Genomic DNA, 16,991 nt, shown 5'->3' on the forward strand with positions numbered 1-16,991 from the left:
GGGGCGAATTTCCCCACCTCAGACGGATCGTTTGTGCGAATATCCGCACAAATCGCGGAAAAGCGTTCATGACCTCGTCCCGCCTGCCGAATCTGAGAGACCCCGCCGTGCGCCAATGGGCGGCGTTCCTGATCGTCGGCCTTGTCTTGCTGGCCGGCCTGGTCGGTTTCGCCGGCGCCATAGCCGAGCGGCGGGCCACAGCGGACCTCTCACGGCAGGCCCAGGCCTCGGCGACGCTGCACGCGGCGGTGCTGCGTAGCGAGTTGGCCAAGCACCGCTCCCTACCCTTCGTCCTGGCCCAGGATCCCGACGTCGCCCAACTGCTGCGCTCGAACGATCAGCGCGGCGTCGAGGCCATGAACCGCAAGCTGGAGACCCTCAGCGGCGGCACCCGCGCGGCGGTGATCTATCTGCTGAACGCCAAAGGCATGGCCGTCGCCGCCAGCAACTGGCGCGAGCCGACCAGCTTCGTAGGCTCCGACTACAGCTTCCGACCCTATTTCAAGGAAGCTCAGGCCGACGGCACGGCCGAGCTCTTCGCACTGGGCACTGTCAGCCGCCGCCCAGGCCTCTTCATGTCCAAGCGTATCGACGGCCCCGAGGGCGTGCTGGGTGTCGTGGTGGTCAAGGTCGAGTTCGACGCCCTCGAGGCCGAGTGGTCGGCCGCCGAGCCGGCCTTCGCGGCCGACGCGCGCGGCGTGATCATGGTCACCTCCATCCCGGCCTGGCGCTTCTCCACCCTCACGCCCCTGCCCCGCGCCGAGCAGACCCGCCTGCACGCCGAGCATCGGTTCGGCGACGCGCCGTTCGCCGTGCTGAAGATGTCCCCCCCGCCGCGCGCCGGCCGGGCGCCGACCTTGACCAGCGTCTCGCCGCCCGACCAGGAGGAGAGCCGCTTCATCGCGGCCAGCGCCGAACTCGGGGCCGTGGACTGGACCGTCTACACCTTGACCCCGGTCGGCGCGCCGCTGCGCACGGCGGTCGCCGGCGCGCGCGCGATCGCCCTGCTGATCGGCCTTGTCGCCTGCGCCATCGCCGCCGCCCTGCTGCGCTGGCGCGGCCAGTCCAGCATCCGCGCCGCCCGTCAGGAGGCCGCGCGCCAGGAGCTGGAGACCCGCGTGCAGGAACGCACCGCCGAACTGCGCAAGAGCAACAAGCGCCTGACCGTCGAGATGGAGGAGCGCCGCCGGGCAGAGGCTCACGTCCACCGGATGCAGGACGAGCTGATTCAGTCCAACAAGCTGGCCACCCTGGGCCAGATCGCCGCCGGCGTAGCCCACGAAATCAACCAGCCGGTGGCCGCGATCCGCGCCTATGCCGACAACGCCGCCGTCTTCCTGGAGCGCGCCGACGACAAGACCGCCAAGGCCAATCTCGGCTTGATCGCCGGCCTGACCGATCGCATCGGCCTGATCACCGATGAACTGCGCGCCTTCGCCCGCAAGTCCAGCGCACCGCCTGCCCCGGTGGTGGTGCGCGAGGCCATCGACGGCGCCTTGCTCCTGATCGGCCCACGCCTGCGCCAACAGGGCGTGAGTGTGATCCGCAACGAGGCCGACGAGGCGGCGAAGGCCATGGCCGAGCGTTTCCGGCTGGAGCAGGTGCTGGTCAACCTGCTGCAGAACGCCGTCGAGGCGATGGACGGCCGCCCCGATCCGGAAATCCTTATCCAGGTTTCCGTGAAGCGATCGCAGGTGCGGATCCTGGTCGTCGACAACGGCCCGGGCGTCGCGCCCGAGGCGGCCCAGACCCTGTTCACGCCGTTCGCCACCACCAAGCCCCGCGGTCTGGGCCTGGGCCTGGTGATCAGCCGCGACATCGTCGCCGAATTCGGCGGCGAGCTATCACTTGAGCCTGGCCCTGGCGGGGCCCGGTTTCTCCTGACCCTGTCCAAGGCGCGTTCCTAATGCCGATCACCATCAACCGGGTCGCCTTCATCGACGACGACGACGTTCTGCGCGACGCTAATGTCCAGACCCTGCAGTTGGCCGGGTTCGAGGTGTCGGCCTTCGCGTTGGCCGAGACGGCGCTGGCCGCCCTGTCCGAACGCTTCGCCGGCGTGGTGGTCAGCGACATCCGCATGCCGCACATGGACGGCCGCCAGCTGTTTCGTCGTCTCAAGGATCTGGACGCCGATCTGCCCGTCATCCTGATCACCGGACATGCCGACGTCAGTGAGGCGGTCGAGGCCATGCATGACGGCGTCTACGACTTCGTCGCCAAGCCCTACGCCCCCGAGCGACTGGTCAGCAGCATCCGGCGCGCGATCGAAAAGCGACGGCTGGTGCTGGAGAACCGCGAACTCCGCCGCCTGTCCGTCGAAGCTCAGGGCGATTGGCCGCTGATCGGTCAAACACCGGTCATGGAGCGCCTGCGCGCCATCCTGCGCCAGCTGGCCAACGCCGATGTCGACGTCCTGCTGGAGGGCGAGACCGGGGTGGGCAAGGAACTGGCCGCCCGCGCCCTGCACGCCTGGGGCCGACGTCGCGACCGCGAATTCATTGCCGTCGACTGCGCCGCCCTTCCCGCTGGCGCGCTCGACAGCGAGCTGTTTGGCCATGAACTGGGAGCGTTCAACGGCGCGGTTCGTCAGCGCACAGGCCGGATCCAGCAAGCCGACCGGGGCACGTTGTTTCTCGACGAGATCGAGACCCTGGCGCTGGAGGCCCAGGGCAAGTTCCTGCGGGTTCTGGAAGAGCGCGAGGTCACGCCCTTGGGAGCCAACACTCCACGGACGCTGGATCTGCGCGTTGTCGCCGCGGCCAAGTCGGACCTGACCGACGCCGTCGCCGCTGGAACCTTCCGCGAGGACCTGTTCCATCGTCTCAACGTCGTGCGCATCCGCATACCGCCCTTGCGCGAGCGTCGCGAGGACGTGCCGCTGCTGTTTGCTCACTTCCTGACGCGCGCGTGCGAGCGACTGCGCGTTTCCACGCCGGCCGTGGACGACCGGGTGCGCTGGCGACTGCTCAATGACGCCTGGCCAGGCAACGCTCGAGAGCTCAACCACTACGCCCAGCGCGTCGCCCTCGGACTCGCCGAAGACGGCCCTGCCTCGGACGCGCGGGATGTCGCTCCCCTGCCCCAGCGCGTGGCGACCTATGAAGCGCACCTGATCGAGGAGGCTCTATCCGGCTGTGGCGGCGACGTCCGCACGGCCCTGGAGCGCCTCCAGATCCCGCGCAAGACCTTCTACGACAAGATCCAGCGCCATGGCCTGGATCTGGACAGATTCCGGAGCCATCGACCGATTTGAACGAGATCCGGCCTGGCCCGCGAGTGAAGAATTCAGTTCGCCCCTCCGAACACGCTACTTCTTGAGCAGGTAGAACGTTCGGTTCGGGTAGTCCCAGACCGTTTTGTACTGCTTCAGCAGCGCGTGGCCGAGGCTGAGGATGTTGGGCGCGGCGTCAACGCCGATGGGCTTGGCGAAGGGAGCGGCCTGCGCGATGGGGTAGGTCCACAGCTTCGGCAGCACGACCTCGGGGCCATCGACGAAGCGCATCGTGACATCGGCGGCAGACTCCTCTTCGCCGGCCACGGGCTTCACCGCGGCGGCGTCGACCAGGCGCTTCATCGTCACCGCGTCGGTGTAGAGGCCGCCATATTGCCCGGTGTCGAACAGGGTGAGGAACGCCACGTCGCCGACCTTTGAGGTCATGACCGGATGGTTCGGCAGCTTCGGCAGCTGGAACGGCAGGGCCGCGACCACCGTCTCGCCCTTCAGGAAGGCGTCCGGCCCGCCGCGATAGAAGGTGGCGCGCGAAGCGACGTAATCCATCTTCACCGCGTAACCGTCCCAGAACCAGTATCCGAGCCAGCCGAGGAAATCGGGCGTGATGCCTTCGAGCTGCTTGGCGTCCTGGCTTTTGACGTGGCTGACCCGGGCGTAGGACAGCCCCCCGGCCAGGCGCACATTGTCGACGCCGGGGCGCAGGACGAGCGCGAAGCGCTGGCCGCTGCCGAACTGGCCCTGGCCCATGTCACGCCCCTCCTCCAGCTTGAGCGGATTGTGGTTCAGGCTGAGCGCTTCGGACGCGCCGGTATCCAGCATCAGCTTGCCTTTGACGCCGTCGATCTCGGCTTCGACAAACGGAAACTCGCGCACCATCACGAAGGGGATCGAGACCTCGTCGCCCTTCAGACGGAATTCCGGGGCCATGGCCGGCCCGCGCGGAATCTCCTGACCTGCGGACTGGCGCCCGGCTTGGATCGCAGGGTTAGCGTCGTCACGTTGGCGTCCGGCATGGCGCGCGCGAAGCGTTCCAGCAGGACGTCCGGCGACAGAGTCGGCGCGGACCGGACAGGCACGCTGGCCGCGCCCGGACTGAGCGCCGCCATGATGGGCTCCTCGAACGCCATGGTCGCGCCCGTTAGTCCCATGACGGCCAGCACCAGGCCCAGCGTCAGGCCCAGCCAGCGGTGGACTTGCAGGAAGCCTGCGCGCACCTGCACGCTCGTGATCCGCGCCCCGGCTCCATTGCGTGGAGCGACGGTCATTTGCCGACCAGATCCTCGACCGCGAAGACGCGGCCGTTGCTGATCACCTGGCGCACTCGGGTGGTGTTGGCGATGTCCTCGCGCGGGTCGCCGTCCAGCAGGACGATGTCGGCCAGCTTGCCCTTGGCGATCACGCCCGCATCCAGGCCCAGCAGGTCGGCGGGGGTCGCGGTCGCCGATTGCAGCGCCTGGAACGGTGTCAGGCCGGCGTCGACATAAGAGGCGATTTCGGCGTGCAGGTTGATGGCCACCTGGCTGTCGGTGCCGGCCACGACCCGCGCCCCGGCGTCGAACAGCGCCTTGATCCCCGCCAGATTGCCGGCGGCCGCTGACGCCGTGCGCGAAGGACGTTCGACCCGTACGCTATCCTGCGCCCATCCTGGATAGAGGTCGATGCGCGGGTCCTGACGCAGCTCGGGATGCGCCTTCAGATAGGGCGTCAGGGCGCCGAAGTTGGTCGGCGTGATCGAGCGCCCGCTGCGGCCGAAGATGTTGATCACGTCGGCATAGGAGCGGCCCAGCGGTCCCTGCTTGGGCGAATAGCCGCGCCGGCTGGTGGCGCCGATATGCTCGGTGGCGTCGACGCCGACGAAGGCGGCCGGGTAGACCTCGTGGGTGCCGACCGGCACGCCCATGGCGTTGTGGGCGAAGTCGGTCAGGCGGCGCTGCTGCAGGTCGGGCAGGCGCACATAGCTCTTCAGCAGATCGAACTTCAGGGCCTTGGCCCGCTCCAGTTCCAGCTCCAGATGGGCCGGTCCCGAAACCGCCACCCCCATCTTGTAATAGACGCGCTGCCACTCCAGCAGATTGCCGGTCGTGTAGATGCGAGGGCCGATCCTCACGCCCGCCTCGCTGGCCTCTCGGTCCTCGACGCCGTGATAGGGCTGGTTGCCGGGATCGCGCACGGTGGTGACGCCGAAGGCCAGCCAGGCCTTGTGGACATTGGCCCCGAAGTCCTTCTGGACGTGGGCGTGATAGTCGATCAGCCCCGGGATCGCCGTCAGTTTCGAGCCGTCCACCACCCTGGCGCCCACATGCAGGGCCGGATCGTGCGGACGGACATCGACGATGCGGTTGGCCTCGATGACGACGTCGACGTCCTGCTGGGTCTCGTCCTTGATCGCATCGACCAGGCGGCCGGCATGGACCACGATCCGGCCCTGCGGCTTGGCCAGGGTGTAGGACAGGTTCAGCGGAACCTCGGCGATGACGCCGGTCTCGATGTCGACGGTCTTCAGCTTGTCGTTCGACTGGAAGAGGATCGTGCGCGAGTCCGCCGCCCAGCTGGGATTGTGGGCGATCTCGCGGGTCAGGGTGCGCGGCGGCCCCAGCGGCTCGCCGTCAACCGAGACCGGCCAGACCCGCAGCGTGCCTTCGTAGATGGCCGCCATCTTGCCGCCGTCGGGCGACCAGACCGGCCCGCCGCCACCGCGGGTGTCGATCGAGAGGTTCGGAACCGGCGTGCGCCAGACCCCCTCCCCCTTGCCATCGGCCGACAGGACGAAGACTTGGTTAGTCCCCTCGCGGAAGCTCTTGGAAAACGACAGCGACAGGCTGATCGCCACGTTGCGGCCGTCCGCCGACCAGCTGGGCCGGCCCGGCTGGCCCAGGGTGCCGCTGATCCGCCGCGAGACGCCGGTCGCAACATCGACCACCGCCACGCCCGCTGTCCCCCATTGGCCGTCGAGATCGATATAGGCGATCGACTTGCCGTCCGGCGACCACACCGGCTCCAGCGGTTGCAGGTTCAGCGACGTCAGCCGCTTGTCGGTCCCGGCCGCCAGGTCACGGATCCACAGCTGCGGCAGACCACCGCCCTTGTCGGAGACATAGACCAGCCGCTTGCCGTCCGGCGACCAGGCCGGATCGGTGTCGACATAGGCGTCCTGGGTCAGGTTGGTCGCCGCCCCATCCTTAACCGACGAGACGTGCAAGTCGCCCAGGCCGGCGAACGCCACCTGGGTTCCATCCGGCGACAGGGCCGGCCGCACGATCCCCAGCGCGCGGCGGGGCGAGGTGGAGTCGAAGTCGCGCCGGGCCTTGTCGTAGACCGGCTTGACGACCTCCAGCCGCGCCGTGAACGGCGAGGTCCTGAGTTTGCCGCCCACCGCGTCGCGCCGACGGATCTTGCCGTCGGAGACGTAGTAGAACCCCTGCCCGCCCGGCAGCCACGAGACGCGGAACGGAAAGACGTTCTCGGCCCCCGACACAGGCTTGCCGTCGATCTCCAGCCGGCTCTCGATCCCCTGCTGGACGACATAGGCCAATTGCCCGCCCGGCCCGAACGACGGGGCGTCGATCTTTCCGTCGATGCGCCGCAGTTCCCGCTCCTGCCGCGTGGCCAGGTCGACGGCGTAGAGGGCCGAGACCCCGTCGCGGGTGGTCGAGAAGGCGATGGTCCGGCCGTCCGCCGACCAGGTCGGCAGGCGGTCCTCGGCCGGGTTGGTGGTCGCCTGCTCCAGCCGGCTGCTGGCCAGATCCAGTGTCCAGATGTCGTAGCTGCTCTTGCCGGGCCCGCCGCGATCCGAGGCGAAGGCGATCTTTGTCCCGTCCGGCGACCAGGCCGGGTCGCGGTCGTCGAACGCCCCGCTGGTCAGCTTGCGTCGATTGGAGCCGTCCGGCGCGATGGCCCAGAGGTCGTAGCCGCCGTCGCGATAGGCGAAATAGGCGATGGTCTTGCCGTCCGGCGACCAGACCGGCTGGCGCGCGTCATTGAAGAGATCGGTGATACGCCTGGCCTTGCCGCCCGCGGCCGGCAGCACCCACAGCGACCCTTGCAGATCGATCACGGCCTGGCGGCCGTCGGGCGAGACCGACACCGCCATCGACGAGCCCTCGTCGACCTCGAACGCCACCCGTTCGTCGCGGGGCGAGACCTTGGCCTCAAGGAGATCCTGGGCGGCGACCGGGCTCGACACCACGACCACCGCCAGGAGCGCCGCCGACAGCAGCAGGGAGGATCGGCTCATGTCACTTGCTTTCGAAACGCGGGCCATGACCGATCAGAAGGTCTTGCTGAGGTTGACGTACAGATAGCGGCCCAGCGGCTGGTACAGCGTCGGCAGATAGACCCCGCTGGCGTTCAGCGGCGGATCCTTGTCGAAGATGTTGCGTCCGCCGATCTCGGCGTTCAGGCCCGACTTGAAGGCGTACTGCAGCGAGGCGTTGTACAGCGTCGTGCCTTTGGCGATGAAGTCGCTGCCGTCGGGCCACGTCCCGGCCTGCACGTCGTCGATATATTGCGACGACACCCGCCCGGTCAGGTCCTTGTAACGCCAGACGAAGGTGCTGGTGACCTTCCATTCCGGCTTGGCGCCGTTGCGGGCCACTTGCTCGGCGCCGCCCGTGCCGACGATGATCGCCGGATCCAGCTTGCCGGCCTGTTGGGCGGCCAGCGCCTCCTGCAGGATCGGCAGCAGGTCCTGCTTGAACGAGCGCAACTGGCTGGCATTGACCGAGACCAGGAAGTCTCCGAACCGCGTGCCGCGCAGGTTCCACTGCCCCGACAGGTCCAGCCCCTTGGCGGTGACCGGCAGCAGGTTCTGGTAGAGGTCGTCGACACCGATCACTTGGCCCACCGGCGTTAGGCCCGTACCGGCGAACAGGTCATAGTCCTCCTGGATCAGCGCCGCACGCTTGACGGCCCCATAGGGCTGGCCGGTGGTGAGACGGTAATAGGCGTCCAGCACCAGACCGGCCTGCTCGCCCAGGATGCCGATGACGTTCTTCTGCCGGATCTGCCACAGGTCGGCCGAGACCGTGAACGCACCGAACTGCGATGGGATGAACGCCGGCCGGAAGACGAAACCGACCGACTTGCTGGTCGATTCCTCGGGCTTCAGGTTGGGATTGCCGCCGCGATAGGACTCGGTCGGGAAGCTGATATTGGCGCAGTCGGCATAGCGCTTGACGTTGGCGTACTGGGGATTGGTCGAGCGGACCTGGGCCTCGCAGCGGATCCAGTCGGTGGCGCTGTTGCGGCGGGTCAGGTTGGAGCCGTTGATCAGCTCCAGGTTCGGGGCCTTGAAGCCGCCCGACCACGAGCCGCGCACGGTCAGGCCGTCGAACACGCCCCAGGCCGCGGCGACCTTGGGCTTGGCGACCGAGCCGACGTCGCTGTAGCGCTCGACCCGTCCGGCCAACTGCAGCTCCAGCGACCGCACCAGCGGGATGTTCAGCTCGGGCGAGACCAGCGGCACGGCCAGCTCGGCGAAGGCCGAGGCCACGGTGCGGTCGCCGCGCGAGTCCGGCGTCGGGCTGGTGCCGCCCAGGTCGGTGGGGTTCACCGCGCCGGAGTACCAGTCGGTATAGGTCAGGGTGCCGTCGATGCTGGCGTCGCGGTCGTCGCTGTAGGTCTCGCGGCGGAACTCCACGCCCAGCGCCACGCCGACGTCGCCGGCCCACAGCTTGATCAGGTCGGGCTTGGTGGCCTTCAGGTCCCATAGCGCCAGGCTGGTCTTGGTCTTGCGCCAGCCCCAGAAGAAGAACTCGTCGCTGTTGCCCGGCGTGGCGTCGCCGACGCCGTAGTTCGAAAGGTCGCCGCCGTTGAAGGGGTTATAGGCGTCCGGCGTGCTGCGCGAGATCGCCAGCGCCAGGCGCGTGGGGCTCAGATACCGGCCGACGTCGTCAGCGGTGGCCCAGGAATAGACCAGCGCGCTGTCCCAGTCGAAGCCCAGCGCCTTGCCCTTCAGCCCCCCCAGCAGGCGGCCCTGGTCGTTGGTCACCTTGGCGTAGCCCAGGCCCTGGTCGGCGAAACGGTAGTTGCGGATCTCGATCGGCAAGCCGCTGTCGGGCACGCCGGTGAGGCCGGAAAGGCGGTTGGGGTTCAAGGTCCCGTTGGGCAGGTACAGCGCGCCGAACGGGTTCCAGTAGGCGGTCGCCGGGATGACGATCGGCTGGGTCGAGGACACGCCGCCCGACGCCACGCGCATCCGCGACGAGGCCCAGTAATAGCCCACCTCGCCATAGGCCTCGATGTCGTCGGTGACGTCGTAGCGGGCCGTCGTGAAGACGCTCAGGCGCCTGGTGGCGGGATTGATCTCGACGCCCTGCTCGGTCTCGTAGCGCAGGTCGCGATCATCGCCGGTGCCGGCATACTGGCCATCGTCGGTGGACAGGCCCTTGCCCAGATTGCCGAGACTGCCCGGCAGGACGGTGGGCTGGATGTGGAAGATCCCCGTCGCGCCGGTAATCCGCACGCCGTTCTGGGAAATCGGGACGCCCGCGCCTAGCACCCCCTTGCCGGCGGCGACATTCGGCAGGACCTGGAAGAACCCGCCCCACGGCGTGCTGGTCGAGCGAGTGTCCAGCGATGACAGCCCCTCGAGCGGCGTGCCGGGGAAGAAGCCGCGCCGATCGGCCGTGGCGGTGTACCAGTTGTCGGACACCCGCAGCGCGCCCCGCTTGGAGGCGGCGAACTGGAACGAGATGTTGCCCCGGTCCTGGGCGAAGTTGCGGCCGAAATAGCCGCTGGCCTCGATGTCGTTGACATGGGTCCCCAGCGCCTTGCCGTACTGGATCTGCAAGCCGCCGCCCTGCAGGTCGCGGCGGGTGACGATGTTGACGACGCCGGCGATGGCGTCCGAACCGTACAGCGCCGCCGCGCCGTCGCGCAGCACCTCCAGCCGCTCCAGGCCATAGGTCGGGATGGCGTTGGCGTTGTACGAGACGTTCGAGACCCCGCCGTCGCTGGTTTGCAAGGTGGCGTGGACGACGCTGCGGCGGCCATTGACCAGCAGCAGGGTGTTGGAGGCGCCCAGGTTGCGCAGGTTGATCGAGGCCACGTCGCCGCGGGCGGCGTTCTGCTGGTTGCCACCGTTCAGCCAGGTCGGGTGCCAGGTGACGTCGCCGGCCTCGGGCAGGCTGCGGATCAGGTCGTTGCCGTTGTTGACGCTCAGGGCGTCCAACTGGTCGGCGCCATAGACGGTGACGGGAATGGCGTCGCGCACGCCGGAACGGGCGATTTGCGAGCCGACGACGGTGATCGCCTCGACGGTCGAGGTTTCCTCAGCCAGGGACGCGCCCCCGCCGATCAGGGCCAGGGCCAGCGCGCCCCCGCCTACCGAGGCCAGGAGGTTACGGCGCTTGCCGCGCTGCGACGCGACCGCGCCAGCTTCAAGAGAACGATCCATTCGGCAGAGACCCCCAAGCGAAAACAAGCCCGCAAGAAGATCAGTCCTCCGGAAGCTCTCCAGAACCTGTCGATCGTCTTCGGGCGATAGCCTTCGGACGCGCCGCAAGACAGCATCCGCTGCACCGAGAAATGGATGTTTCTAAATCTGCTTTGAAATGATCGCGGAACATATGGTTATGGTCGGCACATAGGGATCGATATGCATGCCGACGACTGAGCTTATCGCCTCTGGTTATTTGCGGACGACCTAGGCCGCCCTCACCTTCCCGCGCCCGTTGCGGCGGTCGCCCGTGACTGTCTAGGCTCGCGCGGGCAAGGAGAGGCGGAGCAGACATGAACCAAGACGATAGAGCCGGCCTCAACCGCCGCGACCTGGGCCTGGCCGCCCTGGCCGCTGCCGCGGGTTTGACGCCCGCCGCCGCCCGCGCCCAAGCCCGCCCCGCGCCCGTCGAGCCGACGCGTCTGAAGGCCGCCGGCGAGACCCTGCGCCCTGAGATCACCGGCACGTTCGGCATCGTCGCCGCTGGCCGCCACTATGCGGTGTCAGCCGGGACGCAGATCCTGGCGGCGGGCGGCAACGCCACCGACGCGGGCGTGGCCGCCGTGTTCGCCGCGGCGGTGACCGAGTTCTCGCACTTCGGGTTCGGCGGCGAGGCGCCGGCGATGATCTTCGACGCCAGGAGCCGCAAGATCTCGGTGATCAACGGCCAGGGCTGCGCGCCAGGCCTGGCCACGCCGGCCCTGTTCGCGGCGCAGGGCGTGATCCCCGGCAACGGCCCCAATGGCGGCACCGTCCCGGCCGTGGTCGACGCCATGGCCCTGGCGCTGCAACTGAACGGCACGATGACCTTGAGCCAGGTGCTGCAGCCGGCCATCGCCTTGGCCGACGGCTTCGCCATGTACGGCTTCCTGCGCGGCGTGCTGATCAGCCAGCGCAAGGCCACCGAGACATGGCCCGCGTCCAAGGCGGTCTACTATCCGGAGGGCCGCGTCGCCGAGGTCGGCGAGATTTTCCGTCAGCCGGCCCTAGCCAAGACGCTACGGACAATCGCGGCGGCCGACGCCGAGGCCTTCGCGGCGAGCAAGGACCGTGACAAGGCCATCGAGGCCGGCCGCGACGCCTTCTACAAGGGCGACATCGCTCGCCGCATCGCCGCGGCGGTCGAGCAGGACGGCGGCGCGCTGCGCTATGACGACCTGGCCCGCTATCGCGGCAAGGTCGAGGCGCCCGCCACCACCGACTTCTACGGCTGCACGGTCTGCAAGCCCGGCTTCTGGAGCCAGGGTCCGGCCCTGCTGATGACGCTGAACATCCTCGAGGCCGCCGACATTCGCGGCAAGACGCCCTATGGCGTCGAGCACCTGCATCTGGTCGCCGAGGCGTTCAAGCTGGCCTTCGACGACCGCAACGCCCACTTCGGCGACCCGGCCTTCGTGACCCCACCGGTGCAGGGCCTGCTGTCCAAGGCCTATGCGTCCGAACGCGCCAAGCTGATCGGAACCGCCGCTTCGCTGGAGCATCGCTACGGCGATCCCTACACCTTCGACGCCAAGGCCAAGCGGCCCAAGGGCCCGCGCTTCACCCCGCACCGGCAGGAAAAGACCGGCCCGACGGCCGACACCACCGCCATCGAGGTGGTCGACAAGGACGGCAACCTGTTCAGCTGCACGCCCAGCTCGGGTTGGCTGCTGGGCGGGGCCTATGTGGCCGGCGACACCGGCGTGCCGCTCAGCAACCGGATGACGGTCTTCGATCTCGACCCGGCCAGCCCCAATGTGCTGGCGCCCTACAAGCGGCCGCGCACCACCCTGTCGCCGTCGCTCGTGCTCAAGGACGGCGCGCCGTTCCTGGCCATCGGCACACCCGGCGGCGACAACCAGGACCAGCAGATCTGCAACGTGCTGCTGAACCTGCTGGTGTTCGGCATGGGCCTGCAGCAGGCCATCGAGGCGCCGCGCATCAACTCCAACCACTTCCACAACTCGTTCGGCGACAAGAAGGACGAGCCCGGCGTGCTGGAGATCGAGGATCGCGTCGCCCCCGACGTCCGCCAGGCCCTGACCGATCGCGGCCACAAGCTGGACGTGCTGGGGCCGTTCGGCGTCTCGACCGGTATCGTTGCTGTCGGCCCGGCGCCGGGTCAGCCCAGCTTGAGGGGGGCGGCCGACGTGCGCCGCGAACGCTATGTCTTTGGCTGGTGATCCCATGACCGACCCGATGAATACCGAAGGCCTGGCGCGTCGCCGCCTACTGACCCTGGGCGCGGCCGGCGCGCTGGCGGGCGCCCTGCCCGCTTCGGCCGCGTGGGCGCAGAGCGGCGAGGCCGCGCCCGACGCCCCGCAATCGGCCCCACGCGACGTCGCCGCCCACCGCATCGAGGTTCCCGGACCCAATGGCGTGGTCACGGCCGGCCATCCCCTGGCCGCCAGCGCAGGCCTGCGCATGCTGATCCAGGGCGGCAGCGCCGCCGACGCCGCGGTGGCGGCCATGGCGGTGCTCAATGTCGTCGAGCCTTGGGCGTCCAGCGCCGCGGGCAACGGCTATGCGACGGTGTTCGAGGCCAAGACCAAGGCGGTGCGCAATCTCAGCTTCGCCGGCGCCGCGCCTCAAGGGCTGGATCCCGCGACGATCACGCCCGCCGATCTGGATTGGGGCCCCAAGGCCGCGGCCACGCCGGGCGCGTTCGGCGGCTGGATCGCGCTGGCCTCGCGCCATGGGCGGTTGTCGTTGAAGCAGCTCTTGGAGCCGGCCATCGGCTACGCGCGCGACGGCCACGCGCTGGAGGCCTCGATCGCCCGCACCATCGCCCGCGCCGCACCTCGGCTGGCCCAGTTTCCGACCACCGCCGCGATCTTCCTGCCCGGCGGCCAGCCGCCGGCCCCGGGCGCGATCTTCCGCAATCCCGATCTGGCCAGGACCTTCGAGACCCTGGTCGCGGCCGAGCAGACAGCGCTGAAGGGCGGCGCGGATCGCGCCCGCGCCTTGCAGGCCGCCCATGACGCCTTCTACGCCGGACCGATCGCGGCCGAGCTCGATCGCTTCTATCGCCAGGCCGGCGGCCTGCTGCGCAAGGCGGACCTGACCGCCTACCAACCGCACTGGAGCGATCCGGTGACGACCTCCTATCGCGGCTACCAGGTGTTCAGCTCGCCCCCGGCCTCGCGCGGCGGGCTGGAGGTGTGCCAGCAACTGAATCTGCTGGAAGACTTCGAGATCGCCCGCCTGCCGCGCCTGTCGGCGGCCTCGCTGCACTTGCAGATCGAGGCCATCAAGCTGGCCAAGGCCGATATCTATCCGTACGTCACCGATCCCGCCTCGCTCCGCGTCCCGGTGACCGGCCTGCTGTCCAAGGCCTATGCGGCGCAGCGGCGAGGCCTGATCCAGGCCGAGCGCGCGATCGCCTTTCCGGGTCCGGGCGACCTTCGGCCCTTTGATCCGACAGCGCCCGCGCCGCCGGCCGCGCCCGCGCCGGTCGCCGACGAGGCCTCGCGGTTCTCGGACACCACCAGCCTGTCGGTCGTCGATCGCGACGGCAATGTCGTGGCCGTCACGGTCACAGTCGGCGGCGGCTTCGGCACCGGGGTCGTGGCCGGAAGCACGGGCCTGCTGTTCAACAACGGCATGCGCCGCGGCTCGACCTCGCCCTATCCAGACACCGTCAACTATGTGGCGCCGGGGCGCGTGCCGGTGCTCAACAACGCCCCCACGATCGTGACCCGCGACGGCCGCTTCCATCTGAGCCTGGGATCGCCCGGCGGCGAAACCATCGGCCAGACCCAGTTCCAGCTGCTGGTCAGCCTGCTCGACTACGAGGTCCCGTTGCAGGAGGCGATCGAGGCGCCGCGTTTCGCCCTGGCGGCCAAGCCCAGCTTCTATCGCCCGGGCGCGGCGATCCAGGTGCAGGCCGAGTCCCGCATCGCCGGCGAGACCCTGGCCCAATTGCGAGCCCTGGGCCATCAGATCGCCGTCGCCGGCCCCTACGCCATCGGCAGCCTGCAGGCGATCCGGGTGAAGGGCTCGGGCGCCTGGACCGCCGGCGCCGATCCCCGGCGCATGGCCGCTGCGGTCGGATGGTGAGCCGCCCCGCTTATAGATGGGAAGCCTTGCCTTATAACCGCAGAGGGCCCGCTAAAGCCGACCCCAGGTTTTCTAGATTTGAGCAACAGCGCACCGGGCCTAGACAAGATCCGTGAAGCGCCATCGCTTCTGCCCTTCCTGGGCGTTTCCTCCTCGAAACTAAGCCCGGCCGCGTGTCGGGCTTTTCTTTTTACCGCAAGCGTCCCTCCAGACACCATCGCGGCTCTGCTTGCGGCGGTTTCGGGATGATCATGTTTGCTTTTCGATAGAGGAGATTATTGCGCCTGCAGCCGGCGTGAAGCGCACACTGGACTGCAGGGTGGTCATGGCAGCGCGACGCCGCGGCTGGCCGTCAGCACAGCGTACCACTGCGCGCGCGTGAAACGCACCGTCAGGGCCTGCGCCGCCTCGCGGATGCGTTCGACTTTTTGCGAGCCGATGATCGGGATCGGCCGGGCGGGATGGGCGATGATCCAGGCATAGGCGGCGGCGGCCCGGCTGACGCCGTGCGTTTCGGCCACGACATCCAGCGCCGCGATCACCGCCTGGGCGCGATCGTCGCCCCCGCCCAGGCGTCCGCCCGCCAGCGGCGACCAGGCCAGGACGCCGAGGCCGTGTTGCAGCGCCTGGTCCAGCACGCCGTCCGACAGCGGTTCGATGGCCAGGGCCGAGAACTCCGGCTGGATGCTGGCCAGCGGGAAGTCGAGATGGGCCTGCAGGGCCGAAACCTGCGACGGCGCGTAGTTCGACACCCCGACCTCGCCGATCTTGCCGGCCTCGCGCAGCCGCGTCAGGGCGTCCGCCGTCTCCGCTGGATGGGCCAGGCTGTCGGGGCGGTGGACCTGGTAGAGGTCGATGTGCTCGACGCCCAGCCGACGCAGCGAGGCCTCGCAGGCCTGCGTGAGATAGGCGGCCGAGGAATCGTAGGGCACGCCGAGGACGATGCCGCCTTTGGAGGCCAAGACCATGCGGGCGCGCAGCGACGGCGCCTGCCGCAGCACCTGGCCCAGCAAGGCCTCGGCCGAGCCGAAGCCTTGCGGCGTGTCGACGCCGTAGATGTCGGCGGTGTCCAGCAGGGTCAGGCCGGTGTCCAGCGCGGTCTCGACCAGGGCCTGGGCGTCATCCACCGACTCGCCCTTGAAGCGCCACATGCCCCAGGCCAGCGGGGAAGCGGTCAGGGCGCTCTGGCCCAGGACGCGCGGCGCGCTGGGGTCTTGGCGATCGGTCATGGGCGCTCTTTCGTCGATAACGAGGTGGAAATCGATCAGGTCTTGGCCGGCTTAACCGAGGCGAGCCAGGTCAGGAAGAGCCCCGGCCAAGCCGCCGCCGACGACCCTGTCGGCGCGCGCAGACCAAAGCCGTGTCCGCCCTGCTCGAAGACATGCAGCGCGGCCTCAGCCCCCGCCGCCTTCCAGGCCTGGAAGGCCTGAAGGCTGTTGTCCACCGACACGCGCGCGTCGTCGGCGGCGTGGAACAGGAACGCGGGCGGCGGCGCCTTGGGCGGGCCGGAATAGAGCGCCCGGCGCGGCGAGGCGGGAACGGTCAGATAGGGATAGCCCAGCCCCAGGAAGTCGATACGCAGCGGCGCCCGGTCGGCCGCGTCGACCGGCGCATAGGCGATCTCGTCCGCGCGGCTCGTCAGAGCGGCGGCGATCGTGCCACCAGCCGAGAACCCCAGCACCCCGATCCGCTTGGCGCCGGTGCGCGCGGCCAGGATCCGCAAGGCTCTGGCCGCGTCATGCAGCATCACGTCCTGCCCGGCCGCCCAGCCATCGCCGGGCAGGCGATAAAGCAACGCGCCGGCCGCATAGCCCGCGCCGGCCAGCCACTGGCAGACCTCCTCGCCCTCCTTGTCGAACACCACGCGGTTGAACGCCCCGCCGGCGATCACCAGCACGGCGGTGTCGGACGCGCGATCAGGCTGATGCACGCTGAGGCGTGGCTCACGGACGCCGGAAATGTCCCGACCCTTGTGGCCCTGGTCATCGACCACGCGCACGGTCTCCTGGACGGTGACGCCGGCGCCGCCGGGCGCGCCCGCGGGCCATAGCAGGATCGTTTCAGGCAATGCGGCCTTCGCCAAGGCCGGGGCTGAAAGGCTCGAAACACCAAGCCCGCCAGCAAGAAGGGCGCGTCTGTTCATGCAGATCTCCATCAGCCAATCCGCACGTAACAGAGATCACCGTTACCCCGCTTTTTAAAATCCTATAAATCCTATAGGAAAAATTGCATAACCTCGTGATCGCCCCTCACGCTACTCCGCAAGCCTCACAGGCCGGC

The 16,991-nt window shown here is 69.0% G+C and carries 10 protein-coding genes; 4 read left to right on the forward strand and 6 right to left on the reverse strand.

The window, feature by feature from the left end; translation table 11 throughout:
• Positions 1-68 precede the first annotated feature (68 nt).
• Both E1H18_RS05240 and E1H18_RS05245 read left to right on the forward strand, forming a co-directional pair.
• Entirely contained in the window at positions 69-1,907 is a 1,839-nt protein-coding gene (locus E1H18_RS05240; RefSeq protein ID WP_172264399.1) for an ATP-binding protein, read from the forward strand.
• Positions 1,907-3,256 (forward strand): sigma-54 dependent transcriptional regulator, encoded by a 1,350-nt coding sequence (locus E1H18_RS05245; RefSeq protein ID WP_172264401.1) that lies wholly within the window; start codon positions 1,907-1,909, stop codon positions 3,254-3,256. The genes E1H18_RS05240 and E1H18_RS05245 overlap by 1 nt, the downstream gene beginning before the upstream one ends.
• A gap of 54 nt (positions 3,257-3,310) precedes the next feature.
• On the opposite strand, the gene E1H18_RS05250 is transcribed toward E1H18_RS05245, so the two are convergent.
• From E1H18_RS05250 to E1H18_RS05265, 4 genes are read right to left on the reverse strand one after another with little or no spacing between them, the layout of a single operon-like run.
• Positions 3,311-4,114: a hypothetical protein gene (locus E1H18_RS05250; protein ID WP_172264403.1), complete on the reverse strand. Its 804-nt coding sequence runs from the start codon at positions 4,112-4,114 to the stop codon at positions 3,311-3,313.
• Positions 4,115-4,140: 26 nt separating this feature from the next.
• Complete coding sequence (locus E1H18_RS05255) at positions 4,141-4,500, reverse strand: PepSY-associated TM helix domain-containing protein (protein WP_172264405.1); 360 nt, start codon at positions 4,498-4,500, stop codon at positions 4,141-4,143.
• A complete protein-coding gene (locus tag E1H18_RS05260) occupies positions 4,497-7,469 on the reverse strand; it encodes an amidohydrolase family protein (RefSeq protein ID WP_172264407.1) in 2,973 nt (990 codons plus the stop codon). The genes E1H18_RS05255 and E1H18_RS05260 overlap by 4 nt, the downstream gene beginning before the upstream one ends.
• Before the next feature lie 33 nt (positions 7,470-7,502).
• Positions 7,503-10,631: a TonB-dependent receptor domain-containing protein gene (locus tag E1H18_RS05265; protein ID WP_172264409.1), complete on the reverse strand. Its 3,129-nt coding sequence runs from the start codon at positions 10,629-10,631 to the stop codon at positions 7,503-7,505.
• A 335-nt stretch (positions 10,632-10,966) separates the two neighbouring features.
• On the opposite strand from E1H18_RS05265, the gene E1H18_RS05270 reads away from it, so the two are divergent.
• A complete protein-coding gene (locus tag E1H18_RS05270; RefSeq protein WP_172264411.1) occupies positions 10,967-12,835 on the forward strand; it encodes a gamma-glutamyltransferase family protein in 1,869 nt (622 codons plus the stop codon).
• 4 nt (positions 12,836-12,839) lie between these two features.
• The gene (locus E1H18_RS05275; RefSeq protein WP_206679025.1) at positions 12,840-14,711 is read left to right on the forward strand and encodes a gamma-glutamyltransferase family protein; all 1,872 of its coding nucleotides are present in this window, start codon (positions 12,840-12,842) and stop codon (positions 14,709-14,711) included.
• Positions 14,712-15,034: 323 nt separating this feature from the next.
• Here the strand turns inward: E1H18_RS05275 and E1H18_RS05280 are convergent, their stop codons facing one another.
• Entirely contained in the window at positions 15,035-15,940 is a 906-nt protein-coding gene (locus E1H18_RS05280) for an aldo/keto reductase family oxidoreductase (protein ID WP_172264413.1), read from the reverse strand.
• A gap of 35 nt (positions 15,941-15,975) precedes the next feature.
• Positions 15,976-16,854, reverse strand: coding sequence for an alpha/beta hydrolase (locus E1H18_RS05285; protein ID WP_172264415.1), 879 nt, complete (start codon positions 16,852-16,854; stop codon positions 15,976-15,978).
• Positions 16,855-16,991 lie beyond the last annotated feature (137 nt).

The sequence above is a fragment of the Caulobacter sp. RHG1 genome, assembly GCF_013181195.1.
Lineage (GTDB): Bacteria > Pseudomonadota > Alphaproteobacteria > Caulobacterales > Caulobacteraceae > Caulobacter.